This window comes from Micromonospora sp. WMMA1998 (assembly GCF_027497375.1).
In the GTDB taxonomy this organism is placed as follows: domain Bacteria; phylum Actinomycetota; class Actinomycetes; order Mycobacteriales; family Micromonosporaceae; genus Micromonospora; species Micromonospora sediminicola.
In genome coordinates, this window is the sequence record NZ_CP114911.1 from 1,130,286 (window position 1) to 1,145,487 (window position 15,202).

Here is a 15,202-nt window from a genome sequence, read left to right on the forward strand (position 1 = left end):
ATCCACTGCGGACGATATTCGACCTGATCAGGGGCTATTGAAGATCATGGCTTCCTGAATTTCGGCCGACGGCCGGATGTCCGGCGGAAGTCGGTTGCCTCGGTCACCCATTGATCCCGGCTCCGGCGGCGTGTGATCGTGCACCCACGAGTCGTCGACCCCCGGCGACCCGGACGGTCGATCTGTCGACCCGGAGCCACGCCGGCAGCTCCGGTGACCGACCGTCACCCCGCCTCGCATCACCGCGCCGCCCGTCCCCACCGGGCTCCGTGCTGCGCGCCTCAGAACAGGAGCGAACCCTCGTGAAGCTCTCACCTCGCCTCGCCGCGCTCTCCGGCGCGGTCGCGGCCGGCGTGATCGCCGCCGGCACCGCCGCGGCCGTGCAGGCCGCCCCACCGGGCCCCGCCGCCCCCAACCCGGCGCAGGCCCGCGCGGCCGCCGCCGACTCGGCCCGCGCACTGGTCGCGAACCGCCCCGCCTACCTCCAGGCTGGTTCCGACGACGCGTTCGTCCAGCAGCCAGTCATCTCCTCCGAGGGCACCCAGTACGTGCCCTACGAGCGCACCTACAAGGGCCTGCCGGTGGTCGGCGGCGACTTCGTGCTGGCCACCGACGCCGCCGGCAACCTGAAGTACGCCTCCGTCGCCCAGCAGCGGCCCATCGGCGCCCTCGCCACCACCCCCACGCTGACCCCGGCCGCGGGCGCGAAGAAGGCGCGCGCCCAGCTCCGGACCGTCAGCTCGGTCGAGGGCACCACACTTGTCGTCTACACGCTCGGCGCCAGCCCCACGCTGGCCTGGGAGACCACCGTGCGCGGCACGGACGCCGAGGGCCCGAGCCGACTGACCGTCGACGTCGACGCCCGCACCGGGGCGGTGCTGCGCACGCAGGAGCACATCGTGCACGGCACCGGCACCGGCGCCTGGAACGGCCCGAGCCCGCTCTCGCTCAACACCACCAAGTCGGGCACCACGTACTCCATGAAGGACCCGACCGTCACGAATCTGAGCTGCCAGGACGCGGCGAACAACACCACGTTCAGCGGCTCCGACGACGCCTGGGGCAACGGCACCGCCACCAACAAGGAAACCGGCTGCGTCGACGCGCTGTTCGCCGCGCAGACCGAGCACAAGATGCTCAGCCAGTGGCTGGGCCGCAACGGCGCCGACGGCAACGGCGGCTACTGGCCGATCCGGGTGGGCCTGAACGACCAGAACGCCTACTACGACGGCACCCAGGTGCAGATCGGCAAGAACACCGCCGGGCAGTGGATCGGCTCGCTCGACGTGGTGGCGCACGAGATCGGCCACGGCATCGACGACCACACCCCGGGCGGCATCTCCGGCGGCGGCACCCAGGAGTTCGTGGCGGACACGTTCGGCGCGGCCACCGAGTGGTTCGCCAACGAGCCGTCCAGCTACGACGCGCCGGACTTCCTGGTCGGCGAGAAGATCAACCTGGTCGGCTCCGGCCCGATCCGCAACATGTACAACCCGTCCGCGCTCGGCGACCCGAACTGCTACTCCAGCAGCGTCCCGGGCGGCGAGGTGCACGCCTCCGCCGGCCCCGGCAACCACTGGTTCTACCTGCTGGCCAACGGCAGCAGCCCGACCAACGGGCAGCCGTCCAGCTCGACCTGCAACGGCAGCAGCGTGACCGGCCTGGGGATCCAGAAGGCCATCAAGATCATGTACAACGCGATGCTGCTGAAGACCTCGTCCTCGTCGTACCTGAAGTACCGCACCTGGACGCTGCAGGCGGCGAAGAACCTCTACCCGGGCAGCTGCGCCGAGTTCGACGCGGTCAAGGCGGCCTGGAACGCGGTCAGCGTGCCCGCCCAGTCCGGTGACCCGACGTGCGCCGGCGGCACCCCGACGCCGACGCCGACCACCACGACCACCCCGCCGTCGGGCGGCTGCTCCGGCAACAAGCTGGCCAACCCCGGCTTCGAGTCGGGCGCCGTGAACTGGACCGCCTCCGCCGGCGTCATCACCACGGACAGCGGCCAGGCCGCGCACGGCGGCTCGTACAAGGCGTGGCTCGACGGTTACGGCTCGTCGCACACCGACACCCTGAGCCAGTCGGTGACGATCCCGGCCGGATGCCGCGCGACGCTGAGCTTCTGGCTGCACATCGACAGCGCGGAGTCGACCACGACCACCGCGTACGACAAGCTCACCGTCAAGGCCGGCAGCACCACGCTGGCGACCTACTCGAACCTGAACAAGGCCACCGGCTACGTGCAGCGGTCCTTCGACGTCTCGTCGCTGGCCGGCACCACGGCGACCATCTCGTTCAGCGGCGTGGAGGACAGCTCCCTGCAGACGTCCTTCGTCGTCGACGACACCGCGGTCACCCTGAGCTGACCGTAGGGCGAGCGGCCGGTCGTCGTCCTCCGGGCGGCCGGCCGCTTCGTCGCGTCGGCAGGTCGGTCAGGCCGGGCGGCCGGCCCGGGACGCGCCGCGGTCGCGCGGGATCCGCGCGGCCACCTCGTGCATCGCGCGGCTGAACAGCTCCGCCTGGTCGGGCAGGCCGCCGAGTCGGGCCGCCAGGGCGTCGGCGTCGGCCCGGGCCGAGTCGCTGACCCGGGCGTCCAGCTCGGCCAGCGCGGCGTTGACGGCGGCGACGACGTGTCCGCAGAGGACCTCCAGCGGCTCGCCGGCCAGGTCCGGGTCGACGGCGACCGAGTCCAGTCGGCCACCCTGGACGGCGACTGCCCGCACGCGGCCGTCGGCCGCGGCGCCCTCGGCCCGGAGCAACTCGCCCGGCTCGCCGTCGGGGTGCACGCCGGCCCGGGACCGCATCGCCGCGAGCGCCTGCTGCGTCCGGCTCAGGAGCTCGTCGAGGCTCGCGGCGGCCGAGAACGGGTCGATGGTCATATCCGCGCTTTCTTCACGTCTTAGCCGAGCATCGTGACCATAGCAACCGGCACCGACGGAGCACGGTCACCGGCCGGCCCCGCCCGCAAGCGAGCAGGTCGGGTGCCGCGCGTCCGGCGTGTCGCGCGACCGCGAACGCCCGGCCGGAGCCCCGGCCGGGCGTTCGTCGGTTCAGCGCAGTCGCAGTCGCTGACCCGGGAAGATCAGGCCCGGATCCTCGCCGACGACGGCGCGGTTGCGCTCGTGCAGCGCCCGCCAACCCCCGGCAACGTGCGCCGCGACGGCGATGCCGGAGAGCGTGTCGCCGGAGCGCACCCGGTAGGTGCCGGCGCCGCCCCGCCCGGCCGCTCGGTCCACGGTGGACCTCGTCGTGGGCCGGTCGGTGGCCTTGCGCGGCGCGGGACGATCCGCCTTCCGCGGCGCGGGACGGTCGGCCGCCTTCTTCGGGGACGAGCCGGATCCGCCCTTGCGGCCACAGACCGGCCAGGCGCCGATGCCCTGCCCGTCCAGGACCCGCTCGGCGACGGCGATCTGCTCCGACCGGCTGGCCAGGTCCGCCCGGGCGGCGTACCTCTTCCCGCCGTGGCCGTTCCAGGTGCCGCGCGAGAACTGGAGCCCGCCGTAGTAGCCGTTGCCGGTGTTGATGTGCCAGTTGCCGCCGGACTCGCACCGCGCGACGGCGTCCCAGTTGACGCCGGAGGCGTTCGCCGGGACGGCCGGAGCGAACAGGACCGCGGCGCCGGCCAGAACCACACCGACGGCGGTACGACGGGCTGCGTATGCAGTTGCCATGGGGATTCCTCCACGCCGACGAGGTGAGCTGTCGGGTTCGGGCCGAGGAGCCCGGCCGCCGCTGGCGGCTTCACCCCGAGGTGACGTGCACCGAGGAACGTTGGGTCCCCCGCTCCCGCCGAGGTTCGGTTACCGCCGGGCCGGCGGCGGGATTAGGCGTTACCGGCCCGTGGCGTCCACGACTGCGGACGCCACCGACGCTAGGGACGATTTCGGACGATCGCCCACTTCTTGGGATGTTCATCACCCAGGCGGGCGACCGCACACGCGGCACACGACGACGTGGTAGCGGGACGTCCGGGCCGGATCCGGACGCCCCGCCCGGCCGCCCCGGCCCCGGGCTACCGTGGGCGGGACCGGCAAGATCGCACGAGGAGCGGCACGGATGACCGAGTACGGAGACGAGCTGGCCTTCGGCGGCTTCCTCACCCCCACCGCCGGACGGCCCGACCAGGTGGTGGCCCTCGCCTCGCTCTGCGAACAGGTCGGGCTGGACCTGGTCACCTTCCAGGACCACCCCTACCAGCCGGGTTTCCTGGACACCTGGACGCTGATGTCGTACGTGGCCGCCGCCACCGACCGGATCGGACTCGCCGGCAACGTGCTCAACCTGCCGCTGCGCCAACCGGTGGTGCTCGCCCGCAGCGTGGCCAGCCTGGACCTGCTCACCGGCGGCCGGGTCGAGCTGGGGCTGGGCGCGGGCGCGTTCTGGGACGCGATCGAGGCGGCCGGCGGGCGGCGGCTCTCCCCGGGCGCGGCGGTCGACGCGCTCGACGAGGCGATCCAGGTCATCCGGGAGGTCTGGGGCGCCGACCGACGCGGGATGATCCGCGTCGCCGGAGAGCACTACCGGGTGGTCGGCGCGAAGCGCGGACCGGCGCCGGCCCATCCGGTGGGCATCTGGGTGGGCGCGTACAAGCCGCGCATGCTGCGCCTGGTCGGTCGCGCCGCGGACGGCTGGCTGCCGTCACTGGCCTACCTGCCGAAGGGGCCCGACGAGCTGCCCGCGCTCAACGCGCTGGTCGACGAGGGCGCGCGGGCCGCCGGGCGGGACCCCGGCGAGATCCGCCGGATGCTCAACGTGACCGGCAGTTTCACCCGCTCGTCCACGGGGTTCCTGGCCGGGCCGCCGCAGCGGTGGGTGGAGGACCTGGCCGGGCTCACCCTGGAGCACGGCATCACCACCTTCGTCCTGGGCAGCGACGAGCCGCGCGCCATCCAGCTCTTCGCCCAGGAGGTGGCGCCGGCGGTCCGGGAGCTGGTCGCGGCCGAGCGCACCACGCCGGGCAGCGGCGCCCGCGCCGTCGCGCGGGAGCAGGCCGCCGGCGGCGTTCCGACCACCCTCGCGGTCACCCCCACGCCCGACCCGGGGGTACGCCTGAGCGCGCGCCGCCTCTGGGACGAGTCGACCCGTCCGACCGCCCCGCCGGCGCCGGCCGGGCACGTCTACCCGGCCCACGCGCAGGCCGCGGGGCAACATCTGGTGGACGTGCACGACCACCTGCGCCGGGAGCTGGCCCAGGTGCGGGACCTGCTGGAACAGGTCACGCGGGGCGCGGTCTCGCCGGGCGGCGCGCGGGCCGCGCTGAACGAGATGACCCTGCGGCAGAACAACTGGACGCTGGGCGCGTACTGCGCGGCGTACTGCACCGTGGTGACCCAGCACCACGGCCTGGAGGACGCCTCGGTCTTCCCGCACCTGCGCCGCGCCGACGCCGGGCTGGCGGCGGTGCTGGACCGGCTGGAGGAGGAGCACGTGGTGATCCACGGCGTGGTGGAGAGCGTCGACCGGGCGCTGGTGGAGCTGATCGGCCGGCCGGGTGACTTCAGCGGGCTCCAGGAGGCGGTGGACCTGCTCACCGACACACTGCTGTCCCACCTGTCGTACGAGGAGCACCAGATCGTCGAGCCGCTGGCCCGGCACGGCTTCTACCCCGGCCAGCTCTGACCGGCGGATATTCCCGGACCGCGACGTGAGATAGCTGGCTTTTGGTTCCCTAAGTCAGCCCGGTAGCGTCGGTCCCATGACGGACTTCCTCGCGCAGCGCGACTCCTGGTCCACCGCCAACTGCTCGATCGCCCGGGCGCTCGAGGTGGTCGGCAACCGCACCACGCTGCTCCTGCTGCGCGAGGCGTCGTTCGGCACCCGGCGCTTCGACGACTTCGCCCGCCGGGTCGGCGTGAGCGAGCCGGTCGCCGCCGCCCGCCTCAAGCAGCTCGTCGCCGACGGCCTGCTCGACCGGCGGCCCTACCGGGAGCCCGGGCAGCGCACCCGCGACGAGTACGTGCTCACCGCCAGGGGCCGCGACCTGCTGCCCGTGCTCGTCGCCCTCCGCCAGTGGGGCGACGCGTACGCCGCCGACGAGGTCGGCCCGTCCGTCCTGGTCACCCACCACGACTGTGGGGCGGACGTGCACGCCCGGCTGCGCTGCGACGCCGGGCACGACGTGCCGGCCGACGAGCTGGCCGTGCTGCCCGGTCCGGGCCTGCGGACCTCCTGATCCACCCACCCTCAGCACCCTCGGAGCGAGACATGAAGATCGCTGGAAGCACCGCCCTGGTCACCGGCGCGAACCGCGGCTTCGGCCGGCGCCTGGCCGCGGAACTCGTGGCGCGGAGCGCCACGGTCTGGGCCGGCGCGCGCAACCCGGACAGCGTCGACCTGCCCGGCGTCACCCCGCTACGCCTGGACGTCACCGACCCCGCCTCGGTGGCCGCCGCCGCGCAGCGCGCCGGCGACGTGACGCTGCTGGTCAACAACGCCGGCGTGAGCACCGGCGCCGACCTGCTCGACGGCGACCTCGACCAGATCCGGCTGGAGCTGGAGACGCACTACCTCGGCACGCTGTCGGTGGTGCGGGCGTTCGCGCCCCGGATCGCGGCGAACGGCGGCGGGACGATCCTGAACGTCCTGTCGGCCCTGTCCTGGTTCACGTTCCCCGGCGTCGGCGCGTACGGGGCGGCGAAGGCCGCCGAGTGGTCGATGACCAACGCGCTGCGCGTCGAGCTGGCCGGCCGGGGCGTCCGGGTCGCCGGCCTGCACGTCGGCTACATGGACACCGAGATGGCCGCCGGGGTCGCCGGGCCGAAGGCCGACCCGGCGGAGGTCGCCCGGCTCGCGGCCGACGGCATCGAGTCCGACAGCTACGAGATCCTGGCCGACGACGTCGCCCGCCGGGTCCAGGCCGGACTGTCCGGCGGCGTGGCCGCCCTCTACCCCGCCCTCCCCTGAACGTCCGCTGGTAAGGAAGGGCCCCTTCTTATCGCCTAGGCGATAAGAAGGGGCCCTTCCTTACATCTAGAGGCCGCGGGCGAGGCGGTCGGCGAGGATCCGGGTGAAGCGGGCCGGGTCGGCGAGGTCGCCGCCCTCGGCCAGCAGCGCCATGCCGTACAGCAGCTCGGCGGTCTCGGTCAGCGCGGCGGTGTCGCCACCCTCCCCGTGCGCCTTGCGCAGGCCGGTGACCAGCGGGTGGGTCGGGTTCAACTCCAGGATCCGCTTGACCCGGGGCACCTCCTGGCCCATCGCCCGGTACATCTTCTCCAGCGTCGGCGTCATGTCGTGCGCGTCGCCCACCACGCAGGCCGGCGAGGTGGTCAGCCGGGTGGACAGCCGCACCTCCTTGACGCTGTCGGTGAGCGCGTCGCCGAGGAAGGTGAGCAGGTCGGCGTACTCCTGCCGCTCGGCCTCGGCCTTCTCCTTCTCCTCCTCGGTCTCCAGGTCGACCTGACCCTTGGCCACCGAGCGCAACGTCTTCCCGTCGTACGCACCGACCCGCTCGACCCACACCTCGTCCACCGGGTCGGTGAGGATCAGCACCTCGTAACCCTTGGCCCGGAACGCCTCCAGGTGCGGCGAGTTCTCGATGGTGGCCCGGTTCTCGCCGGTGGCGTAGTAGATCTCGGTCTGGCCGTCCTTCATCCGCTCCACGTACGCGCGCAGCGTGGTCGGCTCGGCCGGGTCGTGGGTGCTGGCCGCGCGGACCAGGTCCAGCAGCGCCTCGGTGTTGTCCGGGTCCTCCAGCAGACCCTCCTTGACCACCGGCCCGAACTCGGTCCAGAACGTGCGGTACGACTCGGCCGACATGTCCTTGAGCGTGCCGAGCACCTTCTTGACCAGCCGCCGGCGCACCGCGCGGATCTGCCGGTCCTGCTGCAGGATCTCCCGGGAGATGTTCAGCGACAGGTCGTGCGCGTCCACCACGCCTTTGACGAAGCGCAGGTAGTTGGGGATCAGCGCCTCGCAGTCGTCCATGATGAACACGCGCTTGACGTAGAGCTGCACGCCACGACGGCCCTGCGGGGCGAACAGGTCGAGCGGGGCGTGCGAGGGCAGGAAGAGCAGCGCCTCGTACTCGAACGTGCCCTCGCCGCGCATGTGGATGGTTTCGAGGGGGTCGGCCCAGTCGTGCGCGACGTGCCGGTAGAACTCCTTGTACTCGGCCTCGTCCACCTCGTCCCGCGACCGCGCCCAGAGCGCCTTCATCGAGTTGAGCGTCTGCACCTCGCGGGTGGCGGCGCCGTCCTCGCCGGGGGCGTCCACGCTCATCCGGATCGGCCAGGCGATGAAGTCGGAGTAGCGCTTGACGATCTCGCGGATGGTCCGCTCGGCGGTGTAGTCGTGCAGGTTGTCGTCGGCGTCGACCGGCTTGAGGTGCAGGGTGACCGAGGTGCCCTGCGGCGCCTCGTCGACCGCCTCCACCGAGTAGGTGCCCTCGCCGGTGGACTCCCAGCGGGTGCCGCCGGTCTCCCCGGCCCGCCGGGTCAGCAGCGTCACCCGGTCGGCGACCATGAAGGTGGCGTAGAAGCCGACCCCGAACTGGCCGATCAGGTCCTGGTCGGCGGCGGCATCCTTGGACTCGCGCAGCGTGCGCAGCAGCTCGGCGGTGCCGGACTTGGCGATCGTGCCGATCAGGCCGACCACTTCGTCGCGGGACATGCCGATGCCGTTGTCCCGCACGGTCAGCGTGCGGGCGTCCCTGTCCACCTCGATCTCGATGTGCAGGTCGGACGCGTCGACCGACAGGTCCTTGTCGACCAGCGACGCCAGCCGCAGCTTGTCCAGCGCGTCGGACGCGTTCGAGATCAGTTCGCGCAGGAAGACGTCCTTGTTCGAGTAGATCGAGTGCACCATCAGCTGCAGCAGCTGACGCGCCTCGGCCTGGAACTCCAGCGTCTCGACCCGGTCGCTCACACCGACTCCCTTCCCGGTTGCGTGGCTACGGCGGAAAGGATACGAGGGGTGACCGGGACGGCACCCACCGGCCGGACCGGCGCCGAAACCTGACTGGTCCAACCAGTTGACGGGTTGATGTGTGCGGGGCCACACTGCTGGCCATGGCCTTCGCCCCCGCCCCCCGCGCCTCGGTCTCCGACCACGTCTTCGGTCAGCTCCGCGACGCGATCGTGTCCGGTCGCTACCGCCCGGACGAGACCCTGCCGGGCGAGCGCGAGCTGGCCGCGGCGTTCGCGGTGAACCGGCACGCGGTCCGGGAGGCGTTGCGCCGGCTGCAGCAGCTCGGCCTGGTCCGGGTGAGCCAGGGCGGCGCGACCCGGGTGCTGGACTGGCGGGTGCACGCCGGGCTCGACCTGGCGCTGTCGCTGGCCCGCTCCGTCGACGTGCTCCCGGTCGCGACGCTGGTGCGCGACATGTTGGAGATGCGCGCCTGCGTCGGCATCGACGCGGCCCGGCTCTGCGCCGAGCGCGGCGACCCGGCGGTCGTCGCCGACCTGGTCCGCGCCGCCGAGGACTACGGCGTGCTCGCCCCCGACCTGGACCGGATGGCCGAGGCGAACATCGCGATCTGGCGTCTGGTCGTCCGCGGCAGCGGCAACACCGCCTACCAGCTCGCGTTCAACAGCCTGGTGGCCGGCACGTTCGCGGTCGGCGACGTCCCCCCGGACACCCGTACCGCCGAACTGCTCGACGTCACCGGTCACCGCCGCCTCGCCGCCGCGATCGCGTCCGGTCAGGGCGCGGCGGCCGCCCGGCAGGCCCGGGCCCTACTGACCGCCCCGGTCACCACCCCCACCACCCCCACCACCGGAAGGGAAGCGCGCGCATGATCCCCGCCGTGCTGTACGCCGTACCGGCGTTCCTGCTCCTGATCATCATCGAGGCGGTCTCCTACCGCTTCCTGCCCGACGACGAGGAACGCGGCTACGAGCTGCGCGACACCACCACCAGCCTGTCGATGGGGCTGGGCAGTCAGATCATCGGCTTTCCGTGGAAGCTGCTCACGGTCGGTGTCTTCGCGGCCCTGTGGACGGTCGCGCCGGTCCACCTCTCCCCCGGCGACTGGTGGACCTGGGTGATCCTGTTCTTCGCCGACGACCTGGCCTACTACTGGTTCCACCGCTCCCACCACGAGGTACGCGTGCTGTGGGCGAGCCACGTGGTGCACCACTCCAGCGTGTACTACAACCTCTCCACCGCGCTGCGGCAGAGCTGGACGCCGATGACCTCGCTGCCGTTCTGGCTGGCGCTGGCGCTGCTCGGCATCCCGCCGTGGATGATCTTCCTCCAGCAGTCGGTCAGCCTGCTCTACCAGTTCTTCCTGCACACCGAGCGGATCAACGTACTACCCCGGCCGATCGAGTGGATCTTCAACACCCCGTCGCACCACCGGGTGCACCACGGCTCGAACACCGAATACCTGGACCGCAACTACGGCGGCATTCTGATCATCTGGGACCGGCTGTTCGGCACCTTCGAGCCGGAGCGGGCCACCGCGCGCTACGGGCTCACGAAGAACATCGGCACCTACAACCCGCTGCGGGTGGCCACCCACGAGTTCGCCGCGATCTGGTCCGACGTGCGCCGGGCCACGTGCTGGCGGCACCGCCTCGGTTACCTGTTCGGCCGACCCGGCTGGCAGCCGGCCCGGTGAGGCGCTCCTGGCTGACCCTGTTCGGGCTGGTCGCCGCGGTCGAGCTGGTCGGCGTCGCGCTCGACTCGACGGCGCTCCAGTGGCTGGCCAAGCCGCTGCTGGCGCCGGTGCTGCTGGCGTACCTGTGGCAGCGGCGACGGCGGGTGGACGCGGTGGTGGTCGGTCTGGTCGCCGCCACCGCCGGGGACGTGGCCCTGCTCGTGCCGGGCCGGCCCGCGTTCCTGCTCGGCATGGGGTTCTTCCTGGTGGCGCAGCTGGCGTTCCTCACCGGATTCCTGCGGCGCGGACGCCCGCCGGCCCTGGCGTGGGTGGGCTACCTGCTCGCCTGGGCGGCCGGCAACGCCCTGCTGTGGAGCGCGTTGGGGCCGCTGCGGCTGCCCGTGCTCGGCTACAGCCTGGCGCTGTGCCTGATGGCCGCCGCCGCGACCGGGGTGTCCGCGCGGACCGGAGCCGGCGGCGCGTTGTTCCTCGTCTCCGACCTGCTGATCGGCGTCGGCGCGGCCGGCACCGACCTGCCCGGCGCCGGCCTGCTGGTGATGGGCACCTACAGCGCCGCGCTGCTGCTGATCACCACCGGCTGGGCGGCCGACCGCGCCGCCGCCGGCCCGGCCCGCGACCCGGCGCCGGTCCCGGCCTGACCCCGACGTGGGCGGCGGCGCGAGGTCGCGCCGCCGCCCACGGGAGCGGTCAGCGCACCCGGACCGGGGCGGAGAGCAGCTCGTTGTCCGCCGGGAGCGCGTCCCGGTGGTCCCGCACCGCGGCCACCGCGCGGAAGGTCACCTTGCCCACCGCCGCGTCCTCCGGCGTCACCGTGTACGTGAACGAGAACGAGGTACGTCCGCCCCCGTTCGTCGCCGGGACCGGCTTGGCAGCGGCGTCCACCTGCTCGAACCCCCACGGATGGCTGCGTTCGAGGCGGACCTCCACGTGCTCGTCGTAGCGGTTGTTGCGCACCTCGACGGTGACGCCGACGCGCTGCCCGGCACGGGCGGTCGAGGGGGTGTTCACCTTGACCACCGCCACGTCGTGGGTGCGGACCACTGACGTGTGGGTGGCCGAGGCGGTCCGCCCGTCGACAGTGCGCGCGGTCAGCCGCACGCGGTGGTCGCCGTCGGACGCGAAGCGGTGCCGTGGGTACTGCTCGGTCGACGTGGTGCCGTCGCCGAAGTCCCAGACCAGTGAACCCAGGTCGATGCCCAGGCCGACCGGGTCGTACAGCCGGGGCCAGAACGCGACCTCGTCGAAGACGCTCCACTCCACGTCGGCCACGTCGAAGTCGACCTCCGGCGGCGGCGCCACGTCCAGCCGGAACGTCGTCTGCTCGGCGTAGTTGGCGCCGATCCGGAGAAGGTACGTCGTGCCGGCCCGCGCCTCGAAGGTCACCGGCGTGCCGCTGTAGGTGGGGCGACAGGTGACCTCGGCGAGGGTGTCCAGTGAGTCACCGGTGTAGACGGCCACGCCGAGGTAGTCCGGCCCGGCGTTGGCGGTGACCATCCCGGTCACCGCCGGGGTGTACGAGTACCAGACCGTCCGGTCGGTCCCGAAGCAGGACGACGGCTCGCCCTCCTGCACGGTGGCGGCGCTGAGATCCTGGCCGTCGGCGAACGGCAGCGCGCCGACCGGCACCGCGCCGGTCAGGTTGTCGTTGGCCGGCGCGTCGGCCGCGGCGGACGCGCCCGCCGCGTTGACGGCCAGCAGGGCGACCACGCCCGGAACCGCGACGGCGATCCGGGCGAGCTGTCGGTTGACCACTTCTCCTCCTGAGGGCCCCGTATCCCTTGTGGATGCGACCGGGCCACCGTAGGAGCCCGCGTCCCAGGACCGGGCTAAGAGAAGCTCTCGCCGAGGTTAAGGCCGTCCGGGCCGGTCGGTCGCACCGGATCCGAGCACCCGGGTCACCACGGTCAGGTCATCGCCGCCGAGGCCCCGGTCCACCGCGTGCCGCCACTCGGCCGCCAGCGCCTCGCCGGCCGGGAAGCTGCCCGGCGGCGCCTCCCGCAGCGCCAGCTCGACGTCCTTGAGCGCCAGCGCGAGCGCGTACTGCGCGTCGTGCTCGTCGCGGACGATCCGGCCCAGCTTCTCGGCCGCCCACGGCGACACCAGCGGGCTGCCGCCCAGCGCCTCCCGCACGGTGTCGCGGTCGAGGCCGAGCGTGTCGCCGAGGGCTACCGCCGCGGCGACGCCCTCGTTGACGAACGCGAGCAGCAGGTTGTTGACGAGTTTGAGCCGCGAGCCGGCGCCGGTCGGCCCGAGCCACAGCGTCCGCTGCCCGACCGCGTCGAAGACCGGCGCGACCCGCTCGCGAGCCTGGTCCGGGCCGGAGGCGAGCACCACGAGCCTGCCCTGCTCGGCCGGGCCCCGGCTGCCGGCCACCGGCGCGTCGACCAGCGTGACGTCGGGGCGCTCGGCGGCGACCAGCTCGGCCAGCCGTCCGGTCTCGGTGACCCCGATGGTGCTCATCTGCGCCCAGACCGCCCCGGCCGGCAGCGCGGCGAGCATGCCCTGGTCGACGGCGATCGCGCGGACCGCGGCGGCGTCGGTCACCATGGTCACCGCCACGTCCGCCCGCCGGACCGCGTCGGCCGGGTCGGCGGCCACCTCGGCGCCCCGGCCCGCGAGCGCGCGGGCCGGCTCCGGGTGCCGGTTCCACACCACCGTGTCCAGGCCGGCGCCGAGCAGGTTCGCCGCCATCGGCGTCCCCATGCCGCCGAGGCCGAGCACCGCCACCCGCGTCATCCACCGCTCCCGTCGTCGCCCGTCCGGGCCAGCCTAGGTCCGGGACCGGGCGGCGGCATCCCACACTCCGGATCGGACCGACGGGTTGGTCCGCAGCTCACCGGGCCACCGTTCACTTTCGCACGTTTCTGGAAATCCTTTCTTATCAAGACTGTCCGCTTGCAAGTCTTGAAAGGACTTCCAAGCACTCCTAGCGTGATGACGTGCTTCGTCGCCTCGCCCTCCCGCTCGCGGTGGTCGTCCTCGCCGCCGTCCCCGCGCCCGCCCCGGCGGTCGCCGGGCCCCCGCCGACCCCTGCGCCCGCGTTCCTGGTGCGACCGGCCGCCGGGCCGGCCGCGCTCACCGACGACCTCGCCGCGGTGGGGCAGGCCGACGGCGTCCGGCTGACCGTCCGGCGCACGCTCGCCACCGGTGACCTGCTGGTGCGCGCCGACCATGCCCTGCCCGCCCGCGGGGCGGCGCTGCTCCAGCGGCTGCGCGCCCGCGCCGACGTGGCCTGGGCCGGCCCGGAGACCCGACTGCGCGCCGACACCGACCCGGTCCCGCCCGTCGCGTGGGACCTGCACGACCCGGTCGGCGGCGTGTACGCGGACGCGGCCTGGGCCACCGGCGCGGACGGCGCCGGCGTGACGGTCGCGGTGCTCGACACCGGCGTCACCCGGCACCACGACCTGGCCGGGCGGCTGCTCCCCGGCTACGACTTCGTCAGCGCGCCGGACGACGCCCGCGACGGCGACGGACGCGACCCGGACGCCACCGACCAGGGCGACTGGGCCGAGCCGGGCGACTGCGGCCCGGAGTTCCGCCCCAGCAGCTGGCACGGCACCCACGTCGCGGGCACCGTCGTGGCGCGCGACGAGGGTGGGGTGGCCGGGCTCGCGCCCGGTGCGCGGGTCCAGCCGGTGCGCGTCCTGGGCCGGTGCGGCGGCACCACCGCCGACCTGGTCGACGCGATCGTCTGGGCCGCCGGCGGACGCGTGCCGGGGGTGCCGGACAACCCCACCCCGGCCCGGGTGCTCAATCTCAGCCTCGGTGCGCCCGGCCCGTGCGACCCGGCCACGCAGGCCGCGATCGACGACGCCGTGGCGCGGGGCGCGACAGTGGTGGTGTCCGCCGGCAACGCCGGCGGAGACGCCGCCCAGCAGACGCCGGCGAGCTGCGCCGGGGTGCTCACGGTCGCGGCCAGCACCGTCGACGGCGAACGGGCCGGCTACTCCAACCGGGGTACGGCGGTCGAGCTGGCCGCCCCCGGCGGCGACCGGGAGCACGGCGTGCGGTCCACCGTCGACACCGGCCGCACCGTGCCCGAGGGCGACGGCTGGGCGGCGTACGCCGGCACGAGCATGGCCGCGCCGCACGTCAGCGCCGCCGTGGCGCTGCTGCTCGACCGCCGCCCCGACCTGCGTCCCGCCGAGGCGGCGGCGCTGCTCGCCGCGACCGCCCGGCCCAGCGCCCGACCCGACGAGTGCCGCTGCGGCGCCGGGGTGCTCGACGTCGACCTGGCGCTGCGCGCCGCCACCGGCCGACCCGGCGCGACCACCCGCCTGCTGGTGCGGGCCGGGCTGCGCCCCGGCGAGCCGACGGTCGAGAACGCCGGGGTACGCCTGGCCGGCACGCTGAGCCGGCTCGGCACCGGCCTGCCGGACTGGGATCCGTCCGGCGTGCCGCTGCGCCCGGTCGACCGGACCGGCCCGTACCGCACGGTGCTCACCGTGCCGGCCGGGACCGAGCTGGCCTACAAGTACACGCTCGGCGACTGGGCGCACGTGGAGCAGACCTGGACCGACAGCGACGCCGGCTGCGCCGACGTCGCCGACCGGACGATCACCGCCGGAGCGCCCGGCACCGTCCAGGTCGTCGCCGACCTCACCACCGGGTTCCGGGGCGTCCCGCCCTGCGACCGCTGAC

General features: G+C 73.7%; 13 protein-coding genes and 1 riboswitch. Of the genes, 8 read left to right on the top strand and 5 right to left on the bottom strand.

Translation table 11 applies throughout. The features are described from left to right. Positions 1 to 302 precede the first annotated feature (302 nt). Positions 303 to 2,366, top strand: a complete 2,064-nt coding sequence (locus O7600_RS04735) for a M4 family metallopeptidase (protein WP_281592469.1) — start codon at positions 303 to 305, stop codon at positions 2,364 to 2,366. Between the two features lie 66 nt (positions 2,367 to 2,432). Here the strand turns inward: O7600_RS04735 and O7600_RS04740 are convergent, their stop codons facing one another. Continuing rightward, the gene (locus O7600_RS04740) at positions 2,433 to 2,879 is read right to left on the bottom strand and encodes a YbaB/EbfC family nucleoid-associated protein (protein ID WP_281592470.1); all 447 of its coding nucleotides are present in this window, start codon (positions 2,877 to 2,879) and stop codon (positions 2,433 to 2,435) included. 171 nt (positions 2,880 to 3,050) lie between these two features. Next, a complete protein-coding gene (locus tag O7600_RS04745; protein ID WP_281592471.1) occupies positions 3,051 to 3,671 on the bottom strand; it encodes a transglycosylase family protein in 621 nt (206 codons plus the stop codon). Between the two features lie 3 nt (positions 3,672 to 3,674). Further along, a riboswitch (cyclic di-AMP (ydaO/yuaA leader) is annotated at positions 3,675 to 3,840 on the bottom strand. A gap of 216 nt (positions 3,841 to 4,056) precedes the next feature. Here O7600_RS04745 and O7600_RS04750 point away from each other — a divergent pair. The 3 genes from O7600_RS04750 to O7600_RS04760 all read left to right on the top strand — a co-directional run bounded on the left by O7600_RS04750 (position 4,057) and on the right by O7600_RS04760 (position 6,903). Further along, positions 4,057 to 5,619 (top strand): LLM class flavin-dependent oxidoreductase, encoded by a 1,563-nt coding sequence (locus O7600_RS04750; protein WP_281592472.1) that lies wholly within the window; start codon positions 4,057 to 4,059, stop codon positions 5,617 to 5,619. A gap of 76 nt (positions 5,620 to 5,695) precedes the next feature. Then, positions 5,696 to 6,172 carry a helix-turn-helix domain-containing protein gene (locus tag O7600_RS04755; protein ID WP_281592473.1) on the top strand — a complete coding sequence of 159 codons (477 nt, stop codon included), beginning with the start codon at positions 5,696 to 5,698 and terminating at the stop codon, positions 6,170 to 6,172. Positions 6,173 to 6,204: 32 nt separating this feature from the next. Continuing rightward, on the top strand, positions 6,205 to 6,903 hold the full coding sequence (locus tag O7600_RS04760; RefSeq protein WP_281592474.1) for an SDR family oxidoreductase: 699 nt from the start codon (positions 6,205 to 6,207) through the stop codon (positions 6,901 to 6,903). Between the two features lie 66 nt (positions 6,904 to 6,969). Here O7600_RS04760 and htpG read toward each other — a convergent pair whose 3' ends face one another. After that, positions 6,970 to 8,862: a molecular chaperone HtpG gene (gene htpG, locus O7600_RS04765; protein ID WP_281592475.1), complete on the bottom strand. Its 1,893-nt coding sequence runs from the start codon at positions 8,860 to 8,862 to the stop codon at positions 6,970 to 6,972. A 143-nt stretch (positions 8,863 to 9,005) separates the two neighbouring features. On the opposite strand from htpG, the gene O7600_RS04770 reads away from it, so the two are divergent. From O7600_RS04770 to O7600_RS04780, 3 genes are read left to right on the top strand one after another with little or no spacing between them, the layout of a single operon-like run. After that, positions 9,006 to 9,734 (top strand): GntR family transcriptional regulator, encoded by a 729-nt coding sequence (locus O7600_RS04770; RefSeq protein WP_281592476.1) that lies wholly within the window; start codon positions 9,006 to 9,008, stop codon positions 9,732 to 9,734. Beyond that, the gene (locus O7600_RS04775) at positions 9,731 to 10,558 is read left to right on the top strand and encodes a sterol desaturase family protein (protein WP_098744685.1); all 828 of its coding nucleotides are present in this window, start codon (positions 9,731 to 9,733) and stop codon (positions 10,556 to 10,558) included. Before O7600_RS04770 ends, O7600_RS04775 begins: the two co-directional genes overlap by 4 nt. After that, positions 10,555 to 11,196 carry a lysoplasmalogenase gene (locus O7600_RS04780; RefSeq protein ID WP_281592477.1) on the top strand — a complete coding sequence of 214 codons (642 nt, stop codon included), beginning with the start codon at positions 10,555 to 10,557 and terminating at the stop codon, positions 11,194 to 11,196. Before O7600_RS04775 ends, O7600_RS04780 begins: the two co-directional genes overlap by 4 nt. 49 nt (positions 11,197 to 11,245) lie before the next feature. Here O7600_RS04780 and O7600_RS04785 read toward each other — a convergent pair whose 3' ends face one another. Further along, positions 11,246 to 12,310 carry a PKD domain-containing protein gene (locus O7600_RS04785; protein ID WP_281592478.1) on the bottom strand — a complete coding sequence of 355 codons (1,065 nt, stop codon included), beginning with the start codon at positions 12,308 to 12,310 and terminating at the stop codon, positions 11,246 to 11,248. A 96-nt stretch (positions 12,311 to 12,406) separates the two neighbouring features. Further along, complete coding sequence (locus O7600_RS04790) at positions 12,407 to 13,294, bottom strand: NAD(P)-dependent oxidoreductase (protein ID WP_281592479.1); 888 nt, start codon at positions 13,292 to 13,294, stop codon at positions 12,407 to 12,409. Between the two features lie 203 nt (positions 13,295 to 13,497). On the opposite strand from O7600_RS04790, the gene O7600_RS04795 reads away from it, so the two are divergent. Then, on the top strand, positions 13,498 to 15,201 hold the full coding sequence (locus tag O7600_RS04795; RefSeq protein ID WP_281592480.1) for a S8 family serine peptidase: 1,704 nt from the start codon (positions 13,498 to 13,500) through the stop codon (positions 15,199 to 15,201). Position 15,202 lies beyond the last annotated feature (1 nt).

What these genes read in the sequence shown, in the direction of transcription:
- O7600_RS04740 (WP_281592470.1), bottom strand. Translation starts at nt 2,879, where the DNA reads ATGACCATCGACCCGTTCTCGGCCGCCGCGAGCCTCGACGAGCTCCTG.
- O7600_RS04745 (WP_281592471.1), bottom strand. Translation starts at nt 3,671, where the DNA reads ATGGCAACTGCATACGCAGCCCGTCGTACCGCCGTCGGTGTGGTTCTG.
- O7600_RS04750 (WP_281592472.1), top strand. Translation starts at nt 4,057, where the DNA reads ATGACCGAGTACGGAGACGAGCTGGCCTTCGGCGGCTTCCTCACCCCC.
- O7600_RS04755 (WP_281592473.1), top strand. Translation starts at nt 5,696, where the DNA reads ATGACGGACTTCCTCGCGCAGCGCGACTCCTGGTCCACCGCCAACTGC.
- O7600_RS04760 (WP_281592474.1), top strand. Translation starts at nt 6,205, where the DNA reads ATGAAGATCGCTGGAAGCACCGCCCTGGTCACCGGCGCGAACCGCGGC.
- O7600_RS04770 (WP_281592476.1), top strand. Translation starts at nt 9,006, where the DNA reads ATGGCCTTCGCCCCCGCCCCCCGCGCCTCGGTCTCCGACCACGTCTTC.
- O7600_RS04775 (WP_098744685.1), top strand. Translation starts at nt 9,731, where the DNA reads ATGATCCCCGCCGTGCTGTACGCCGTACCGGCGTTCCTGCTCCTGATC.
- O7600_RS04790 (WP_281592479.1), bottom strand. Translation starts at nt 13,294, where the DNA reads ATGACGCGGGTGGCGGTGCTCGGCCTCGGCGGCATGGGGACGCCGATG.